This is a genomic window from Cognatilysobacter terrigena (assembly GCF_004361065.1).
Lineage (GTDB): Bacteria > Pseudomonadota > Gammaproteobacteria > Xanthomonadales > Xanthomonadaceae > Cognatilysobacter > Cognatilysobacter terrigena.
The window spans coordinates 1-17,930 of the sequence record NZ_SELT01000012.1; the positions used below are offsets into that span (position 1 = coordinate 1).

A 17,930-nucleotide genomic window follows, 5' to 3' on the forward strand; every position below is an offset into this window, starting at 1 on the left:
TGTTGATCTGCACCGTACCGCCAACGGCGTAGATGCCGGTGGCATTGCCGTACGCGGTCGCGCTGACGGGGCCGCCGTTGTTCACGGTGACGCTGCTGCCAGAGAGGTCGAGTCCAATCGCACCCGCATACGCCGACTGCGCGCCGATCGAGCCCGTATTCGTCAGGGTGACCGCGCCGTTGGACACCGCGAGGATCGCTTCGGCGGGGCCGTCGGTGCTTTGCGCGTGGACGTCGCCACTGCTCGTGATGTCGATCGGACCGCCAGCCTGCGCCAGCAGCCCAACCGCGCTGCCGTAGGTGCTGGTAGCGGCAATGCTGCCGCCGTTGTCGACGGTGATGCCGCCCGTCGACGCGCGGGTGCGCACGCCGAAGACGTTGTAATCGCCCGTTCCGTCGATGGCGCCTGTGTTGTCGACCTGGATATCGCCATGCGTCGAGGTCAGGAACACAGCTTCGGCGCTGACACCGGTGCCGTTGCCGACCGAAGCGATGTCCCCGCTGTTGGTCAGCGCGATATCGCCGTACGTCGACGTGCCGAAGACGCCGACCGACGGAAGGCCATAAGCCTTCGTGTAGATCGTGCCCGCGTTGTCGACGGCGATGTCGCCCTGCACCGTCGCGCCCTTGACGCCCACCGCGAGCACACCGTAGACGACGTCCGCACCGTAGGCGGTGTTTGTCACACTGACATCGCCCACGGCGGAGCTGCCGACGATGCCGTACGCGATGTAAGCCTGGGCGACCGCCAGCCCGTCATTCGAGACCGTCGCGCCGTACTGGCCACTGGCATCGATTGCGTGAGCCGAGTAACCCGCCACCGCGATGACGCGACCCGCGTTGTCGATGTTCGCGGTGCCGCCCGACGACGACGCCACCAGGCCGGATGCCTGGTAACTGCCACCCGCGGAGTACGAAATGGCGTACACGTCGCCAACGTTCTGCACATCCGCAAGGCCAACGGCGGAGGTCGCGACGACGCCGTCGATATCGCCGTTGCCATAGGCGCCGACGAGGCCCGCATTGACGACCCGTGTCGTCAGGTCGCCCGATGCGACGATGCCCGTCGTCGTGAAACCGGCCATCTGCGTGTTGACGATCACCGACGCGCCGTTGATCACGTCAACCGTGCTGCCAGCACCGGTGGCGATCGCTTCGATGCCCGTGCCGATGTAGGCCGCGCCGACCGCGATGTCGCCCACGTTGGTGACGTCGATGTTGCCGGCGTCATACGTCGTCGACACATGGATGCCGGTCGCGACCGCGGCGCCGTAGGGATCGCCGATCGTGAGCGCGCCGTAGTTGATGACGCTCGCCGCATCTGCGGTGCGAACGTCGATGCCGTTCGCATAGTAGCCCGTGGCCGTGATGTCGCCGCGGTTGTCGACCAGCGCGCTGCCGGTCGAGGCCGCTACGCTGATGCCGGCGGACGAACCATACGGGCCGCCCGCTGCGACGTTCAGATCGCCGGTGTTCGTGACGATCGCCCTGCCGTCACCCGCCGTCGCATAGATGCCGAACGCGAGACCGTACGCCTGCGAGAACACGTCGCCGCTGTTCTCGACCTCCACGCCGTGCAGCGCTTGGGCCTCGATGCCGGCCGCCCACGTGCCGCCGGACGCATAGATCGTGCCGGTATTCGCGACGCCGACGTCGCCGCCGTTCGCGAAAATGCCATCGGCAGTGGCGCTGAAGCCGTCCGCCTGCAGCCGGCCATCATTGTTGACCGTGACCGATCCGTCGGTCGACACGTAGATCGCCGTCGCGTCACCCAAGGCGGAGGTCGCATCGATGTCGCGCGAGTTGCTGACGTCGATCGAGCCTGTATTCGAACGCGCGGTGATGCCGAGCGCGCTATACGCGCTGTCGGCACCGATCGATGCGCCGTTCGCGATGTGGATGTCGCCCGTGGCGGTGTACGCGGTGATGCCATGCGCGAATGTCGCGCCGTAGGCCGTCAGAGCGCCGGTGTTCGTGATGTCGACCGGCCCGCCCGCACTGGAAACGACAATCGCGTCGGCGGGGCCATAGACGGCGCCGAGATAGCCGGATACATCGATCGCGCCGCTGTTGGTGACGATCGCGGCGCCGGACGTCGTGGCCTGGATCCCGACTGCACGACCCGTCGAACGTCCCGTGATCGCGCCGCTGTTGTAGACGCCCGCGGCATCGCCCGCGGCGTAGATGCCGATGGCGTTGTAGCCGGCTTGCGTGGTGCCGAGGCTGATCGCGCTGTCGTTGGTGATCGCGACACCGCCATCGATCGCCGTTCCGGCGATGCCCACCGTCGACGCGCCGCCGACCGACGCGGCGTCGAGCGTGATGCTCGCCGTGTTGTTGATGTGCAGGTTGACGCCATTGGCGTAGCCGGTAACGCCGACGTCGGACCCGGTCCCCGATGCATCCACGATCGGCGTGCTGTTGTCGACGATGACGTCGCCGGGCTGCGGCGGCGGCACCGCGCCGCTCGTTGCGGGCGTCTGCGACGGAGCGACGCGGGTCAGGTCATGGACGGGGTAGCGAGGGGCGCTGGCCACCGAGGTCCGGTACGCGGCTGGCACGTGCGCCGGGGCTGCCATCACCATGCCCGGGCCTGCGAGCGCGACCGCAGCAACCGATGCAGCGAGCGCATGGCGGATCGCCGAGGCAACGGGCGCGACCTTCAGAACGCGGGCAGCACGGGACCCGGCCGAACCGGCCAGCTTGGTGGATTGCATCGAATTTCCCCTGTCGACGAACGACCGCGCCGCCCAACGCTACGCGGTTACCTTTTTGTGACGTCGATCATAAGGGGGTCGAAACGTAAAAACAAAGTGACTCCGGACATCTGCGGTCACTTTTCGGCAACATGACTGTCTCAGCTAGCCGTGATCCGCGACGTGCGGGGTGCTGGCCTCGAGCGCTTCGAGCTCCTGGCCCACCGCCTCCGGCGACTTCGTGTACTTCGCCAGCAGCACGTAGAAGGCCGGGACCACGAACAGCGAGAGAAGCGTCGAGAACGACACGCCGAAGATCACCACGACGCCGATCGCGGCGCGGCTGGCCGAACCCGGGCCGCCCGCGAGCACCAGCGGCACGGCGCCGACGACGGTCGCGATCGAGGTCATCAGGATCGGCCGCAGACGAACGCCCGCGCTCTCGACGATCGCCTGATGGATCGTCCGGCCCTCGTCACGCAGCTGGTTCGCGAACTCGACGATCAGGATGCCGTTCTTCGCGGCGAGGCCGACCAGCATGACGATGCCGATCTGGCTGAAGAGGTTGAGCGTGCCGTGCGTGATCCAGATGCCGAGCAGCGCGCCGAGCACGCCCAGCGGCACGGTGAGCATGATCACCAGCGGATGGATGAAGCTCTCGAACTGCGCGGCGAGCACGAGGAACACGACGAGCAGCGCGAGCGCGAACGTCAGCACGACGGCGCCGCCGGCCTGCTGGTATTCGCGCGACTCGCCCTTCCAGTCGATCTGCGCTTCCGGCGGCAGTTCGTCCTTGACGGCCTGCTCGAGGAACTTGATCGCATCGCCCATGCGATAGCCGGGCGCGAGGCCTGCGCTCAACGTGATCGCACGCAGGCGGTTGAAGCGATTGAGGCTGCCGGGCTCCGCGACTTCGCGCAGCGTCACCAGGTTCGACAGCGGCACCAGCGAGCCATCGCGCGCGCGCACCTGGATCTGCTCAAGATCGGTCGGCGATGCGCGCGTGACGCGATCGGCCTGGACGATGACGTCGTACTCCTCGCCGTTCTGCACGAACGTGGTGACGCGGCTGCTGCCCATCATCGTTTCGAGCGCGTGACCGATATCGGTGACGCTGACGCCGAGGTCGGCGGCGCGGCTGCGATCGATCTCGACATGCATCTGCGGGCGCGTTTCCTTGTAGTCGGAATCGACGCCGGTCAGTCCCGGGTTCTGCTCCATGCGCGCCTGCACGGCATCGCGCCACTTCACCAACTGCGCGTAGTCCGGCCCGCCCAGCACGATGTTCACCGGCTGGCCGCGCGTACGCACCAAGCCACCGCTCACCTGCGTCGACACGCGCACGCCCGGCAACTTCGCGAAATCCTTCTTCAACCCATCCGCAATGTCCGCGGTGCTCGCCTTGCGCTTGTCCCAGTCCTGCAGGAATACCGCGATGCGGCCGGTGTGCATTTCCTCGCTGCCGCCGAAACCGCCCGGCACGCGCGGGTTGTAGCGCGCGATGTCCTTCCCGTCGCCGGTACGCGCCGCGATGATCTTCTCGACCTGCTGCACCTGTCCAACCGTGTAGTCGTAGCCGGCGCCTTCCGGTCCGGTGATCATCACCTGGAAGAAGCCGCGATCTTCTGCGGGCGCGAGTTCGGACGGCACGACCTTGAACAGCACGAAGCTCGCCGCCAGCGCCGCGATCATCACCACGCCGAACATCCATGGACGCTCGACGCTGCGATCCAGGAAACGCCGGTAGCGCGCACTGACCGACTCGAGACGCGTATTGACCCAGCGCGTCGCCGGATTCGACTTCTCCTCGCTATGCGGACGCACGAGCTTCGACGACATCATCGGCGTGAGCGTCAGCGCGACGAACGCCGACAGCGCGACCGCGCCGGCGAGTGCCACCGACAGCTCGCGGAACAGGCGGCCCGTGTTGCCCTGCATGAAGCCAATCGGCAGGAACACGGACACGAGTACCGCCGTCGTGGCGATAACGGCGAACGCGACCTGCTTGGTGCCGCGTGCAGCCGCAACGAGCCTCGGCTCGCCGAGATCCGCGCGACGCTGGATGTTCTCGAGCACCACGATCGCGTCGTCGACCACCAGGCCGATACACAACACCAGCGCGAGCAGCGTCAGCAGGTTGATCGAGTAGCCGAACGCATACAGCGGAATGAACGCGGCGATGAGGCAGACCGGCACGGTCACCGCCGGAATCAGCGCGGCGCGGAAGCTGCCGAGGAACAGCCAGATCACCACGAGCACGAGGATGATCGCCTCGGCCAGCGTGTGGTAGACCCGATCAACCGCCGCGTCGATGAACGTCGTCGTGTCGAACGCGACGAAGATGTCCGTGCCCGGCGGCAGCGACGGCCGGATTTCGTCAGCGGCGGCGCGTGCGGCACGCGCGACGTCGAGACTGTTCGCGGTGGACGTCTTGATGATGCCGAGGCCGATGTTGTTCTCGCCGTTGCTGCGGTAGTACGCACGGCGTTCGGCGGAGGTGAGTTCGACGCGTGCAACGTCGGCGAGCCGCACGACGTAGCCGTCGTCGCCCTTCTTCAGCGGGATCTGCGCGAAATCCTCGGGCTTCTGGTAGTTGCGTGCGACGCGCAGGGTGAAGTCACGCGTCTGCGATTCGATGCGCCCCGCCGGCAACTCGACGTTCTCGGCGCGCAGCGCGCTCTCGATGTCGGTGACGGTGATGCTGCGCGCCGCCATGGCGTCGCGATTGAGCCAGATGCGCATGGCATAGCGCTGCTCGCCGCCGATGCGCACCTGCGCCACGCCTTCCAGCGCGGCGAGACGATCGACGATGTAGCGGTCGGCATAGTCCGACAGCTGCAGCGTGTTCATCGTCTTGCTGCTCATGTTGAGCCAGATGATCGGGTCGGCGTCGCTTTCGACCTTCGCGATCTGCGGCGCGTCGGCCTCGTCGGGTAGACGGTCGATCACGCGGCTGACGGCGTCGCGCACGTCGTTCGCCGCCGCTTCCATGTCGCGCGAGAGCTTGAACTCGATCGAGATCGACGAGCGTCCGTTGATGCTTCGCGAGTCGATCGACTCGACGCCTTCGATGCCGGAGAGCGCGTCTTCCAGCACCTGCGTGATGCGCGTTTCGACGACGCTCGCCGATGCGCCCTCGTAGCTCACGTCGACCGAGACCACCGGCGGGTCGATCGCCGGCAGCTCGCGCAACGTGAGGCGACTGAACGCCATCACGCCCAGCGTGATGAGCAGCAGGCTCATCACGGTCGCGAAGACGGGGCGGCGGATCGAAAGATCGGACAGGTTCATCGCGAAAGCTCAGGTTCGGCGCGCGAACGCGCAGGCGAACAAAACGGAAAGCGCGCGATCCGTGCGCGAACGAAGGCGGCCGTGACGCGCGCGATGCGCGGCGTCATGCGGCCTTGCGCGGCGCCTTCGAGACGTCGTTGATCTTTGCGCCCGGCTTCAGCTTGCCGGTGCCGTCCACCACGATCGTGTCGCCGGCCGCGAGGCCCGACAGCACTTCGACGAGACCGTTGCTGCGTGTGCCGAGCTTCACGTCGGCGCGCTCCGCGGTGCCTGCCTTGACGCGAAAGACGTACGACGCGTCGCCGACCTGCACGACCGCGATCTCCGGAATCATCAGCGCCGGGCGCTCGGCGCGCGCGACGTCGACCTGCAGCAGCATGCCGGGCTTGAGCGCGCGATCGGCATTCGGGAACTGGCCGCGCACGGTGACGGCGCGCGTCGCGGGATCGATGCGCGCATCGATCGTCGCCACCGTGCCGTCGAACGTACGGCCCGTGTATGCGGCGGCATGACCGCTGATCGATTCGCCCGGCGCGATCTGCGCGAGCTGCGTTTCCGGTACCGGGAAATCGACGTAGACGGTCGACAGATCGTCGAGCGTGGTGATCACGGTACCGGGGATCACGAGCGACCCCGGGCTGACCTGACGCAGGCCGAGCACGCCGCTGAAGGGCGCGCGGATCACGCGGTCGGCGATCTGTGCGCGCATCTGGCCGACGCGTGCGACTGCGGCATCACGCGTCGCCCGCTGCGTGTCGAGCTGCGAACGCGCGACGAGTTGCTGGGCGGCGAGCGACGCCTGGCGGTTGTAGAGGTCGGACGCTTCCTTCGCCGCGGCCTCCGCAGCACGCAGCTGGGCCTGCTCGGCCTGTGCGACCAGCGTCACCAGCGGAGCACCGGCGCGCACCACGTCGCCGCTGTCGAAATGCACGGCCTGCACCTTCTGCGACACGCTGGCGGTCACCGTCACCGACTCGCGCGCACGCACGGTGCCCAGCGCCTGCAAGGTGTCCGCGAACGGCCGGGTGCGGACGACTTCCGTCGTCACTGTCACCGGGCGGTCGCCGCCCTTCTTGCTGCCGTCCTTGGCGGCGTTCGCCCGGTCGCCGCAGCCCGTCAGGACCAGGGCCGCCACGAGGGCCGGGAACACCAGAATCGATCGCATGCGCATCCGGACTACGGGGGGACCCGGAATTCTAGCCAGCGCCTGTGTTACGGCCCGTGTCATCGGTACTGGGTCGCGTGACGCGGTTGGAACGACGGTGTTGCACCGGCGAGGTCAACGCGACCGACACGGCCGCCCGAAACGAAGACGCCGGCACGGGGCCGGCGTCTGCGAATCGCTTGGCGCGATGGATCAGGCCGCGGCCTGCCACTGGCCGAGCGCGGCGAGGCCGTTGTCGCGGGCCCGCTCGAACACGGTCTGCTGGGCCTTCGCGTAGTTGCCCTGCATATCCTGCGACCACAGCTTCAGCGCGGCCTGCTGCATGGCGCGGCCGTACGAGAACGACAGCGGCCACGGGTGCGGGCCGGCCGCGTTCATCGCGTTCAGGTGCGCGGTCGCGTCGGCATCGGACTGGCCGCCCGACAGGAAGACAATGCCCGGCAGCGTGGCCGGCACGGTCGACTTGAGGCAGCGCAGCGTGGCCGCGGCGACTTCCTCGATCGACGCCTTTTCCGCCGAATCGGTGCCGTGGATGACCATCGACGCCTTCAGGATCGTGCCCTCGAGCATCACGTTCTGCTCGTACAGCGCGCCGAACAGCGAGCGCAGGACGACCTCGGTGACCTCGTAGCAGGTCTCGATGTCGTGGCCGCCGTCCATGATCACTTCGGGTTCCACCATCGGAACCAGGCCCTGCTCTTGGCACAGCGCGGCGTAGCGCGCCAGCGCGTGGCTGTTCGCCTCGATGCAGGTGCCGGTCGGGATGTCGTCGCCGATGTTGATGACCGCGCGCCACTTCGCGAAGCGCGCGCCGAGCTTGTAGTACTCCTCGAGGCGGCCGCGCAGGCCGTCGAGGCCTTCCGTGACGACCTCGCCCGGGAAGCCCGCGAGCGGCACCGGGCCCTTGTCGACCTTGATGCCCGGGATGATCCCGTTCTGCATCATGATCTGGGTGAACGGCACGCCGTCCTTAGTGGACTGGCGGATCGTCTCGTCGAACAGGATCGCGCCCGACAGGTACTGGCTGATGTTCGGGGCCGTGAGCAGCAGCTCGCGATACGCGCGACGGTTTTCCTCGGTGTTCTCGATGCCCACGCCCGCGAAGCGCTTGGCGCAGGTGGCGTTGGATTCGTCGATCGCGATGATGCCCTTGCCCGGGGCAACCATCGCCTGGGCGGTCTCGGCAAGCTGTTCGATGCTCATGGGTCCGTGCGCGCTGAAATCAGGGGCCGGCATTATACCGACCGGACTGACTACGATTTCAGTGCCGGTCTCGCGTTGGCCGCCGACGGCGGCTCGCGGCGCGCCGGGCCTCAGCGGATGAACTGGCTGGGCTGCTGGTCACGCTGCCCTTGCGTCCAGAAGCGGGCCTTGGCCTCGTATAGATTGCGCAGGACGTCCTCGAACCGCTTGCCGTCACGCAGCGCCTTCGCCAGATTCCCATTGGTGCACGCGGCTGGCGAACTGGCGGCGTTCCCGTCGAACTGGATGGTGGTCGCGGTGAGGGTCGGCTTCGGCTCAGCCGCCGGCTTGAATTGCCACTGCGCGACCGCGCCCGCGGCGGCCTGCGCGAAGCGTTCGATGACCTGGCGGCGCGCGATCGGCGAACGCGCGCTCGCATCAGCGTCGAGGGTATGGAAGTCCGAGGTCCGGCCGTCGACACCGATCGTATAGGCGAGCGTGACGCACCCGGTGGTGCCGCGCGCTGCCAGATCGGAGGGATACGTCGCCGGCATCAGTGGTGCCGCTGGCAGCCAGTACGCGGTGAGCTGGTCCGGCGCCACAACCGACGGCGTCCCCGCGCCTGCGGGCAATTGAGCGTGCGCGCCCGAAAAAGCAGCAAGCGCTGCGACGGCTGCCAGCAGGTACTTCCGCATCGTCTCTCCCTCTTTCAACAAGCCTTGATCGACACCGCAGCGAGCATCCCCATCCGCCCATTCCACCGCTACCCGACCGCCCCCAAATGAGGAACGGTAGGCGCGATTTGCAGTGTCGGACGCGTTCCCCGGACCGCGGCTCGCAACGCGCAGTGGATCAATGGCCTGATGTAGCGACCTGCGGCGCGCTCAGGATGATCTGCGTGGTGCCGTCCCACGGTGAATCCATGGCGCGTACGACGTTGCCACCATTCTCGCTGGGCGTATAAGCAAACGAACGCCGTGTCGCCAGGCTTCCCAGCAACCCTTCCCAGTCCCTCTTCTCTTCAAGCCGACGGGCCATGAGGGTGCCTTCGCAACCGGCCGATGTCGCCGGCTCACCGAAATGCAGGGTCGTGGCGGTGAGGGTCGAACGCGCTTCGCCCGTCGGGGTAAAGCGCATCGCAGACACTGCCGCCGAAGCGGCGCCGGCGAACTGCTCGATGGCCAATTGCTCGGCGATCGGCGATCGGGGGCTGGCGCGGCCGTCCAGCATCTGCACCTGAGACACGCGACCGTCGGCTTCGATGACATAAGACAGCGTCACGCAGCCGCTGACACCGCGTTGCGCGAGGCGCGTCGGATATACGGGCGTCACCGTTTCCACTGGCGTCCACGACGAGGCGATGGAATCGGGACCGAGCACCTGCAGGCCGACATCGCCGTCGGCCGCATGGGCCGAAGTCGCAACCACTAATACGCCGAGCAGAACGAGCATCCGATTCACGGTCTTCTCCGGTGGGTGGGCTCCGCCGAATCTACCGCGACGTGCGCGGCGACCGTGTGACCTTTCGTCGGCCCCTTACAGCTCCCCCAGCCCCTCGGCCTTGCCATTCGGGCCCACCTGCAGGAGGCGCAGGGTATTGGTCGCGCCGTGCTGGTGCATGATCTCGCCGCTCGTGAACACTAGGCGGTCGCCGTCTTCGAGCAGGCCGCGGTCGAACAGCATCTTCGCGGCGGCGCGGGCGGCGATGCCGGCGGTCATGCCGGTGCTGTCGAAGCCCAGCGCGGTGACGTCGCGCATCAGGCACATCTTCCGACGCGCGGCGTCCTGCGTGGACAGCGCGATGATCGGCGCCGGCGAGCGGAAGCGCGACAGGAAGCGCGCGGTGCCGCCCGACTCGGTCATCGCGACGATCGCGCGCACGCCGATGTGTTCGGACAGGAACATCGCGGCCATCGCGATGGCCTGGTCGGAGCGGTCGAGGCCGCGGCGTGCGCTTTCGAAGTTGGTGTCGTGATCGAACTGGCGCTCCGCGCCCATGCAGATGCGATCCATCGCCTGCACCGCCTTGATCGGGTACTTACCGGCGGCCGACTCCTGCGACAGCATCACCGCATCCGTGCCATCGATCACCGAGTTCGCCACGTCGAGGACTTCCGCACGCGTCGGGATCGGGCTGTCGACCATCGACTGCAGCATCTGCGTCGCGGTGATGACGATGCGATCGGCCGACAGCGCCTCGCGGATGATCTTCTTCTGCAGGCCCGGAAGTTCCGCGTCGCCGATTTCGACGCCGAGGTCGCCACGCGCCACCATCACGACGTCGCTGGCCTCGACGATTTCGCGCAGGTTCTCGATCGCCTCGGCACGTTCGATCTTGGATACGAGCGCCGCGTCGCTGCCGGCCTCGCGTGCGATGCGCCGCGCGTCGTGCATGTCCTGCGCGTTGCGGCAGAACGACACCGCGATGAAGTCGACGCCGATGCCTGCCGCGACCTTGATGAGCTCTTCGTCCTTCGGCGTCAACGCGCCAAGGGATAAGCCACCACCCTGCTTGTTGAGGCCTTTCCGATTCGACAGCACGCCGTCGTTGAGCACCGTATTGATGATGCGCTCGCCTTCGACGCGTTCGACCTGCAGCTGCATCATGCCGTCGTCGAGCAGCAGCACGTCGCCCGGCACGACGTCACCCGGCAGTCCCAGATAGCTGACGCCGACTTCGCGTTCGTTGCCGAGCGGCGCGTCGTCGCGCGCCACGAGGTCGAAGCGATCACCGGCCTTCAGCTCGACGCGATCGTTCTCGAACTTCTCGATGCGGATCTTGGGGCCTGGGAGGTCGGCGAGGATGCCGATCTCGCGGCCGGCCCGCGCCGCCGCTTCGCGCACCGCCTGCGCACGCACCACCTGCCCGGACGGATCGCCGTGCGAGAAGTTCAAGCGGACGCAGTCGACGCCCGCTTCGAGCAGACGGTCGAGAACGCCCGGTGCATCGGTTGCAGGGCCGAGGGTGGCGAGGATCTTGGTGCGGCGCGTCGTATGGCTCATGCGGCGGCAGGTAACGGATGGATCGCCGAAACCTAGCACGCCCTCGCGGCCGCTCGCGCGGCAATCGATTTCAGGCCAGCAGCCGTACGAGCCCGGATGGATCGTCGACGATCTCCGTCGCGCCCGCGTGGCGCAGCTCGGGCTCGTCGCCGAAGCCCCACAACACGCCGACGCCGCGCATCTCGTGATGCACCGCGCCTTCCATGTCCATGCGACGGTCGCCGATCATCGTGCAGTCGTCGGGCGATGCATCGAGGCGTTCGAGCGCTTCGGCGATCAGTTCGGGCTTGTGGCTCAGTCGGCCATCGAGCGTGGCGCCGATGACGTCGACGAAACGATGGCCGAACGGCAGGCTGGCGATGATCTTGCGCGCATGCGGCTCGTTCTTCGCGGTCACGACCGCCAGGCGATGACCCGCCGAGTGCAGGGCGTCGATCGCGTCGGGGATGCCGTCGTAGATCGTGTGCTCGGCCCAGCCGTGCGTCTCGTAGCGTTCGCGGTAATGCTCGACGGCCTGCTCGACGCGCGCATCGTCATTCAATAGCGGCGCGAAGCTCACGCGCAGCGGCGGGCCGATCCAGCTGCGCAGCGTCGCGTCGTCGGGCACGGGCGCGCCGATCGACTCGAATGCGTACGCCGCGCAACGCGTGATGCCGACGGCCGAATCGATCAGCGTGCCGTCGAGGTCGAACAGCAGCGTCGCCATCAGCCGCGCGCTTCGAGCGCGGCGACCGCCGGCAGCGTCTTGCCTTCGAGGAACTCGAGGAAGGCGCCACCGCCGGTCGAGATGTAGCTGACGTTGTCGGCGATGCCGTACTTGTCGACGGCCGCGAGCGTGTCGCCACCGCCCGCGATCGAGAACGCCTTGCTCGACGCGATCGCGCGCGCCAACGCTTCGGTGCCCTTGCCGAACGCGTCGAACTCGAACACGCCGACCGGGCCGTTCCACACCACGGTGCCCGCATTGCGGATGAGTTCCGCGTAATGCGCCGCCGTCTTCGGGCCGATGTCGAGGATCATGTCGTCATCGCCGACCGCGTCGACCGCCTTCACCGTCGCTAGCGCGTTCGCGTTGAACTCGGGCGCGACGACGACGTCGACCGGCATCGGAATCTCCGCGCCGCGCGCCTTCGCCTGCGCCATGATCGACTTTGCGGTGTCGACGAGATCGCGCTCGACCAGCGACTTGCCGACGCCGTGTCCCATCGCGGCGATGAACGTATTCGCGATGCCACCGCCGACGATGAGCTGGTCGACGCGCGAGACGAGATTGCCGAGCAGTTCGAGCTTCGTCGACACCTTCGAGCCCGCGACGATCGCGAGCAGCGGACGCGCCGGTTCCTGCAGCGCCTTCGCCAGTGCGTCGAGTTCGGCCATCAGCAGCGGGCCGCCGCACGCCACCTTCGCCTGCCGGATCACGCCGTGCGTCGACGCCTGCGCGCGATGCGCGGTGCCGAACGCGTCCATGACGAAGACGTCGCACAGGTCGGCGTACGCCTTCGACAGCGCCTCGTCGTCCTTGCCCTCGCCGACGTTCATGCGGCAGTTCTCGAGCATCACGATCTGGCCCGGCTTCACGTCGACGCCGCCGACCCAGTCGCGCACCAGCGGCACGTCGACACCGAGCAGTTCGGATACGCGCTTGGCGACCGGCGCGAGCGAATCCTCCTCGCTGAACACACCTTCCTTCGGCCGACCGAGATGGGACATCACCATCACCGCAGCACCCTTCTCCAGCGCCAGGCGCAGCGTCGGGAGCGCGGCGGAAATGCGTTGCTCGGACGTGATGCGGCCGTCGGCGATCGGCACGTTCAGATCCTCGCGGATCAGCACGCGCTTGCCGGCGAGGTCGAGGTCGGACATGCGGAGGATGGACATGGGCGGGCTCTTCGAAGAAGGGGACGATGCGACGGCGACGCGGCATCGCCGTCGTCGCAGCCGCGTATTGTCGTCGCTCCGAGCCCGATACGTCAGTCCGCGGTGCGCGGCGGCTCCCGCAGCACGTGGAGCGCGAAGCCGCCCACGGCCAGCACGCCCAGGCCCAGCACGGCCCACAGGCCCCACGTCTTCCAGTCACGGGCCGGGGCGAGTGCGGCGTTGCTCGAGCGGGCGGTCGCGGCGGCGAGGCGGGCCGTCGCGACGCCATTGGACATCCCGCCGATCGCCGCCTGCACGGGTCGCTGCTCGCGCACCGCGCGCAGGCTGCCCGCGACGAGGGTGTACGGCGGGCGCCCACCAGCGATGAACACCGCGCGCTCGGGCAGGTAGCCGACCTTCAGCGACGGCGCGTCGCCCCCGCTTTGCGGCACGAGGCGCCAGTAGCGATCGCGCACCGGCACGTCGAACACGAGCGCCGAAGAGCGCCCGGACCCGACGCGATACGCGACCCAGTACGACGATCGATCGTTCCAGTGCGCCTGCAGCGTGTCGCGGCTCTGCAAACGCCAGGCGCGCGCGTCGTTGCCCGCGGTGTCGAGATCGATCCACCGCACCGGATAGCGGCCGCCGACGTCGAATTCGAACGCGCCGTCGGCGTCCGTCTTCGGCGTGAGGCGGCGCCAGACCGGCGCGCGTTGAGTCGTCGAGGTCCACACGGCATCGACCCCGGTGATGTCGGGCAATGCGCCCGACGCATCGTCCGGCACGAGTCGAAGGAATCGCGGCCCCGCCGTGCTCGTCGCGATCTCCAGCCGATGCATCTGCAGGCGACGCGCGTCCTCGTGCACATCGACCAGGCGACCGCGGCCGACGTCGTACCAGCGGTCGAGATCGTTGCTGCCTTCGATGCGATAGCCGGCGTCGAACGATGCACCCGGTCGCCATGCGAGTTCGAGCGCGCTCGGCGATGTCCGCAAGGACGTCGCGTCGATGAGCAGCGTGGTCGCGGACGGCGATGCCGCGGCATCCGTCGACCGCGTCACCCGCAGGCGGCCATCCGTGTCGACATCGACCATGACGCGCCAATCCCGGTCGGTCGTCGTGCCGCCGGGCGCCGGCATGCGGTACCACGGCAACGCGACGCGACGCGTCGTCTGCATGTTCTGCGCAGCTTGCGCAACGAGATCGACCGGCACCGGACGGCCCGATGCATCGAGCACGTCGAGGTCGCGGAGATCGGCGCGCTGGACGGTTGCGTAGACCTCGGGCGTCAGTTCGACGGCATACGCATCGGCGGGCGTCGCGTGCAGCACGACGGGCCATTGACGCGCGTAGTCGGTGCCCGCGGCGATCGCGAGCGACGCGGTGCAGGTGAGCAGCAGTGCGATGACGCGCTTCATGCCGTGGCCTCAGTGTCGCGCGGCGGTACGGGCGCGAGATAGCCGACCGCCGTGCAGAGCAGGCCGAAGGCGATGAACGAGCCGATGCCGAGCAGGTTGCCGAGGTACTGGCGGTCGACCAGCACGAGCTTGACGAGCACGACGCCCATCAGCACCGCGCCGACCTGCCAGAGCGAACGTCGCTGCCTGCGCGATCCCATCACCCAGGCGGCCATGCCGATCACGCTCCACAGCACGGTCAGCGCGGTCTGCACGAGTCCGGCCGAGAACATCGACGGGGACCATGGCATGCCACCCCAGTGATGCGTGGCGCGGAGCACGATGGAGGTCGCGAGCACGAACGCCGCGCCGGCGAGCAGCGGTCGCGCGATCGCGACATCGCCCGCCGCGCGAAGCGCGAGCAGTAGACCGGCGATCTGCACGAGCTCGACGGGGTCGAGCAGGGGCACGTACGGCAGTGGCGACATCGCGCCTTCCCACACGAGGCCGACCACGAAGAAGCCTGCGAGTACGGTGGCGAGCGCGGCCTGCAGGTTGCCGCTCCAGGCGTCGAAATCGTCGCCGAAGGGCGCCGCGATGCGGTGCGGGCGGAGCAGTGCGACCGCGGCAAGCACGACCCACGGCAACGCTGCCGCAGCGAAGCGCCAGGCGTCGCCCACGTTCGCATGCCGCATGACGTGCAGCGCGGCGAACGACGACACCAACGCGAGCGACATCAACCAGCCGATATGCGTGAGGCCGCGGATACGCGACGTGTTGTCGCGCAGGCACGTCAGCACGCGCCACGCGACGATGAGGTCCACCGCCCATGCGACGCTGCCGAGCCCGGCGAACGGCTGGCCGCGGTTCTGGAACTGCCATGCGGCGAACACGATCGGCATCAGCAGGGAGCCCGCCATCGTCATGTGCAGAGCGCCCGCCGCACGGCGTCGCGCCACTTCGGCCGCGAGCAGACCGGTGCCCAGGACGAACAGCATCACGACATCGACCGCGTGGCGCGGTTCGACGCTGCGATCGATCTCCCACAGACCGGCGCCGAGCCACCATGCGAGGCCCCAGAGATACGCGCCCGTCGCGAGTGCATCGCTGCGATACAGGCGTGCCGCGAACGCCGTCGCGAAGCCGCCGATCGCCACGAGCACCGCCGTCATCACCACGCCATTCAACACCGGCGGTCCGCCGATGTCGGGGCGGAACGCGTACGCAAAGGCGAGCGCCGCCGCGGCCTGCAGACCGACGCCCGCGAGTTGCGGCAGCGCACGCGACTGGCGCAGGCCGAGCCAGACCAGGCCCGCGCCTTCGAGCGCGAACACTGCCGCGGTCGCACGCGCGGACAGTGCGAGCGGCACGGCGAGTGTCGAGAAGCCCACGGCGAGCACCGCGTACGGCGCGACGAGTTCGGCGAAGGTGTCGCGACGTCGCAGCAGTCCGGCGAGCGCCGCGTACAACAGGCCAAGGCCCAACGCGCAGAACGCGAGCAGCATGCGGTCGTCGTGCAGCATCGCGGCCTGCAGCGTGAACGCGACCAGCGGCGTGCCGAAGATCAGGCTGCCATCGAATACCCGGCGCTGCGGCGGCGTCTTCGCGGCGGCGTACAGGATCGGGATCGCGATGTACATCGCGCAGAACAGCAGCAGGAACGGCTCGGTCGACGCGAAGTCTTCGGGTCGGTACTTGAGCGCGCCCCACAGGCTGCCGACGCCGAACGTGAACGCGAAGCCGAGCAGATTCAGCAGTCGCCACGGACGACGCCATGCCATCGCGACGATGCCGCCGTTGAGCACGGCGTAATAGCCGAACAGCGCGACATGGTTGCCCTGCCCCGTCGACAGCCAGATCGGCGCGAGGAATCCCGCAAGCACGCCGAGCACGGCGAGCGCGAGCGATTCCTGTCGCACCGCGAGCACGCAGAGCCCCGCCACCAGCGCGACGCTGATGCCGAATGCCGCACCCGGCGAAATGAAGTGATAGAGCTTGAACGCGGCGAACGTCACCAGCAGCAGCACGCCGATCGCGCCGCCCTGCAGCGCGAGGCCGAACGGACGGCGCGCATCGCGCTGGCGCCAGCCGAACAGGAGCCCGCCGATCGCCGCGAGCGCCACGCCGGCGAGACGAAGTTCGATAGGCACCTGCAACCTGCCCTGGTCGACCGCGTACTTGAGCAGTGCGGCCACGCCCGCGAACAGGACGAGCACGCCGACCTTGACCGGCACGTTCCCTTCGGTGAACCAGCGGCGCACGGTGTCGAACAGGCCGTCGCCGCGCGTGGGTCGCGCATACGCCGAGCGCGGACGCGGGGCCGCGGCGGGTGCAGGCCCGGACGTCGATGTCGATGAGGGCGCCGCCGCGCGGGCGGGCGCGGGTGTCGGTGCCGGGGACGCGGGCGGCAGCGGTGGCGGAACCGCGGCGGCCGATGGGGTCGCGGGCCGTGCCTGCACGGGCGACGATGCGACGGGCTCCGACGCTTCCGGCTGCGGCGACGACGGTGCCGCGGAGGTCGACGGCCGCGCGGCAGACGACTGCCGCAGCAACTCCGACAGCGTCGGCTCGGACGCATCGGTCGCATCGGTGCGTGGTGCTCGCGGCGCGGACGCCGCTTCCGCTGCATGGTGCCGAAGCCAGCTCACCTGCGTTTCGAGGTCCGCGACGCGCCGGCGCAACGCACCGACCGAAACCAGCAGCACGATCAGGAGCACCGGCACGGCGAGGATCGCCAGCGCGGCCACGACCAACAGACTCTCCATCGTCCCTCCGTGCGGCCCCCTGCCGCGCCGGAACGGTACCACGCGGATTTGACGCCCCAGAACGAAGAAGCCCCGCACGGGGCGGGGCTTCGAAACACGCTTGTTCAGGCTTACTCGCGGTAACCGTCTTCGGTCGCGTCGTATTCGATCTTGATCAGCAGTGCCTTGGCATCGAAGTCGGACTGGTTGGTGAACACCAGCCGGCCCAGCCCCTTATAGGCGCACTCGGTGCGCACCTTGTCGCCACCGAAGTGGAACGGGATGAACGACTTCCCGGTGAAGTACTGACCGCACTCCGCGTCGTCCTGGACCTTCGCGCCGATCACGTCCTGGACCTGCTTCTGCGACATGCCGATCTCGAGCTTGTTGAACGGGCTGCCCGGAATCTCGTTCCCGACGATCTCACCCTCGACGTCGTGACGACCCGTCACTTCGCGGCTCGGCGGTTCGTCGGTGTCCTTCTTCTTGGCCTGGGCCGTGGCGACGGCGGAAAGCGCCATCAGCGCCACCATCGCGGCGGCGAACGTCTTGCGTGACATGCAATCTCCTTGTTGATCCCCATGGCGCGAATG

At 68.3% G+C, this 17,930-nt stretch carries 12 protein-coding genes; all 12 read right to left on the reverse strand.

All coding sequences use genetic code 11. The features are described 5' to 3' along the window. On the reverse strand, positions 1-2,716 hold a 2,716-nt coding region (locus EVS83_RS08605; RefSeq protein WP_133500639.1), incomplete at its 3' end, for a beta strand repeat-containing protein. Positions 2,717-2,860: 144 nt separating this feature from the next. Further along, positions 2,861-5,986, reverse strand: a complete 3,126-nt coding sequence (locus tag EVS83_RS08610; protein WP_133500640.1) for an efflux RND transporter permease subunit — start codon at positions 5,984-5,986, stop codon at positions 2,861-2,863. A gap of 103 nt (positions 5,987-6,089) precedes the next feature. Then, entirely contained in the window at positions 6,090-7,142 is a 1,053-nt protein-coding gene (locus tag EVS83_RS08615; RefSeq protein WP_425456087.1) for an efflux RND transporter periplasmic adaptor subunit, read from the reverse strand. Between the two features lie 201 nt (positions 7,143-7,343). Next, a complete protein-coding gene (locus EVS83_RS08620) occupies positions 7,344-8,354 on the reverse strand; it encodes a class I fructose-bisphosphate aldolase (protein WP_133500642.1) in 1,011 nt (336 codons plus the stop codon). Positions 8,355-8,464: 110 nt separating this feature from the next. Then, on the reverse strand, positions 8,465-9,028 hold the full coding sequence (locus tag EVS83_RS08625; protein WP_133500643.1) for an energy transducer TonB: 564 nt from the start codon (positions 9,026-9,028) through the stop codon (positions 8,465-8,467). Between the two features lie 157 nt (positions 9,029-9,185). Continuing rightward, a complete protein-coding gene (locus EVS83_RS08630; RefSeq protein WP_281275110.1) occupies positions 9,186-9,785 on the reverse strand; it encodes an energy transducer TonB in 600 nt (199 codons plus the stop codon). Between the two features lie 84 nt (positions 9,786-9,869). Then, positions 9,870-11,336 (reverse strand): pyruvate kinase, encoded by a 1,467-nt coding sequence (pyk, locus tag EVS83_RS08635; RefSeq protein WP_133500645.1) that lies wholly within the window; start codon positions 11,334-11,336, stop codon positions 9,870-9,872. 70 nt (positions 11,337-11,406) lie between these two features. Continuing rightward, positions 11,407-12,042 carry an HAD hydrolase-like protein gene (locus tag EVS83_RS08640; protein ID WP_133500646.1) on the reverse strand — a complete coding sequence of 212 codons (636 nt, stop codon included), beginning with the start codon at positions 12,040-12,042 and terminating at the stop codon, positions 11,407-11,409. Further along, positions 12,042-13,214, reverse strand: a complete 1,173-nt coding sequence (locus EVS83_RS08645; protein WP_133500647.1) for a phosphoglycerate kinase — start codon at positions 13,212-13,214, stop codon at positions 12,042-12,044. Before EVS83_RS08645 ends, EVS83_RS08640 begins: the two co-directional genes overlap by 1 nt. Positions 13,215-13,306: 92 nt before the next feature. Further along, positions 13,307-14,614: a DUF3999 family protein gene (locus EVS83_RS08650; protein ID WP_133500648.1), complete on the reverse strand. Its 1,308-nt coding sequence runs from the start codon at positions 14,612-14,614 to the stop codon at positions 13,307-13,309. Then, complete coding sequence (locus EVS83_RS08655) at positions 14,611-17,358, reverse strand: DUF2339 domain-containing protein (RefSeq protein ID WP_133500649.1); 2,748 nt, start codon at positions 17,356-17,358, stop codon at positions 14,611-14,613. The genes EVS83_RS08650 and EVS83_RS08655 overlap by 4 nt, the downstream gene beginning before the upstream one ends. A gap of 110 nt (positions 17,359-17,468) precedes the next feature. Then, the gene (locus tag EVS83_RS08660) at positions 17,469-17,897 is read right to left on the reverse strand and encodes a hypothetical protein (RefSeq protein WP_246022827.1); all 429 of its coding nucleotides are present in this window, start codon (positions 17,895-17,897) and stop codon (positions 17,469-17,471) included. Positions 17,898-17,930 lie beyond the last annotated feature (33 nt).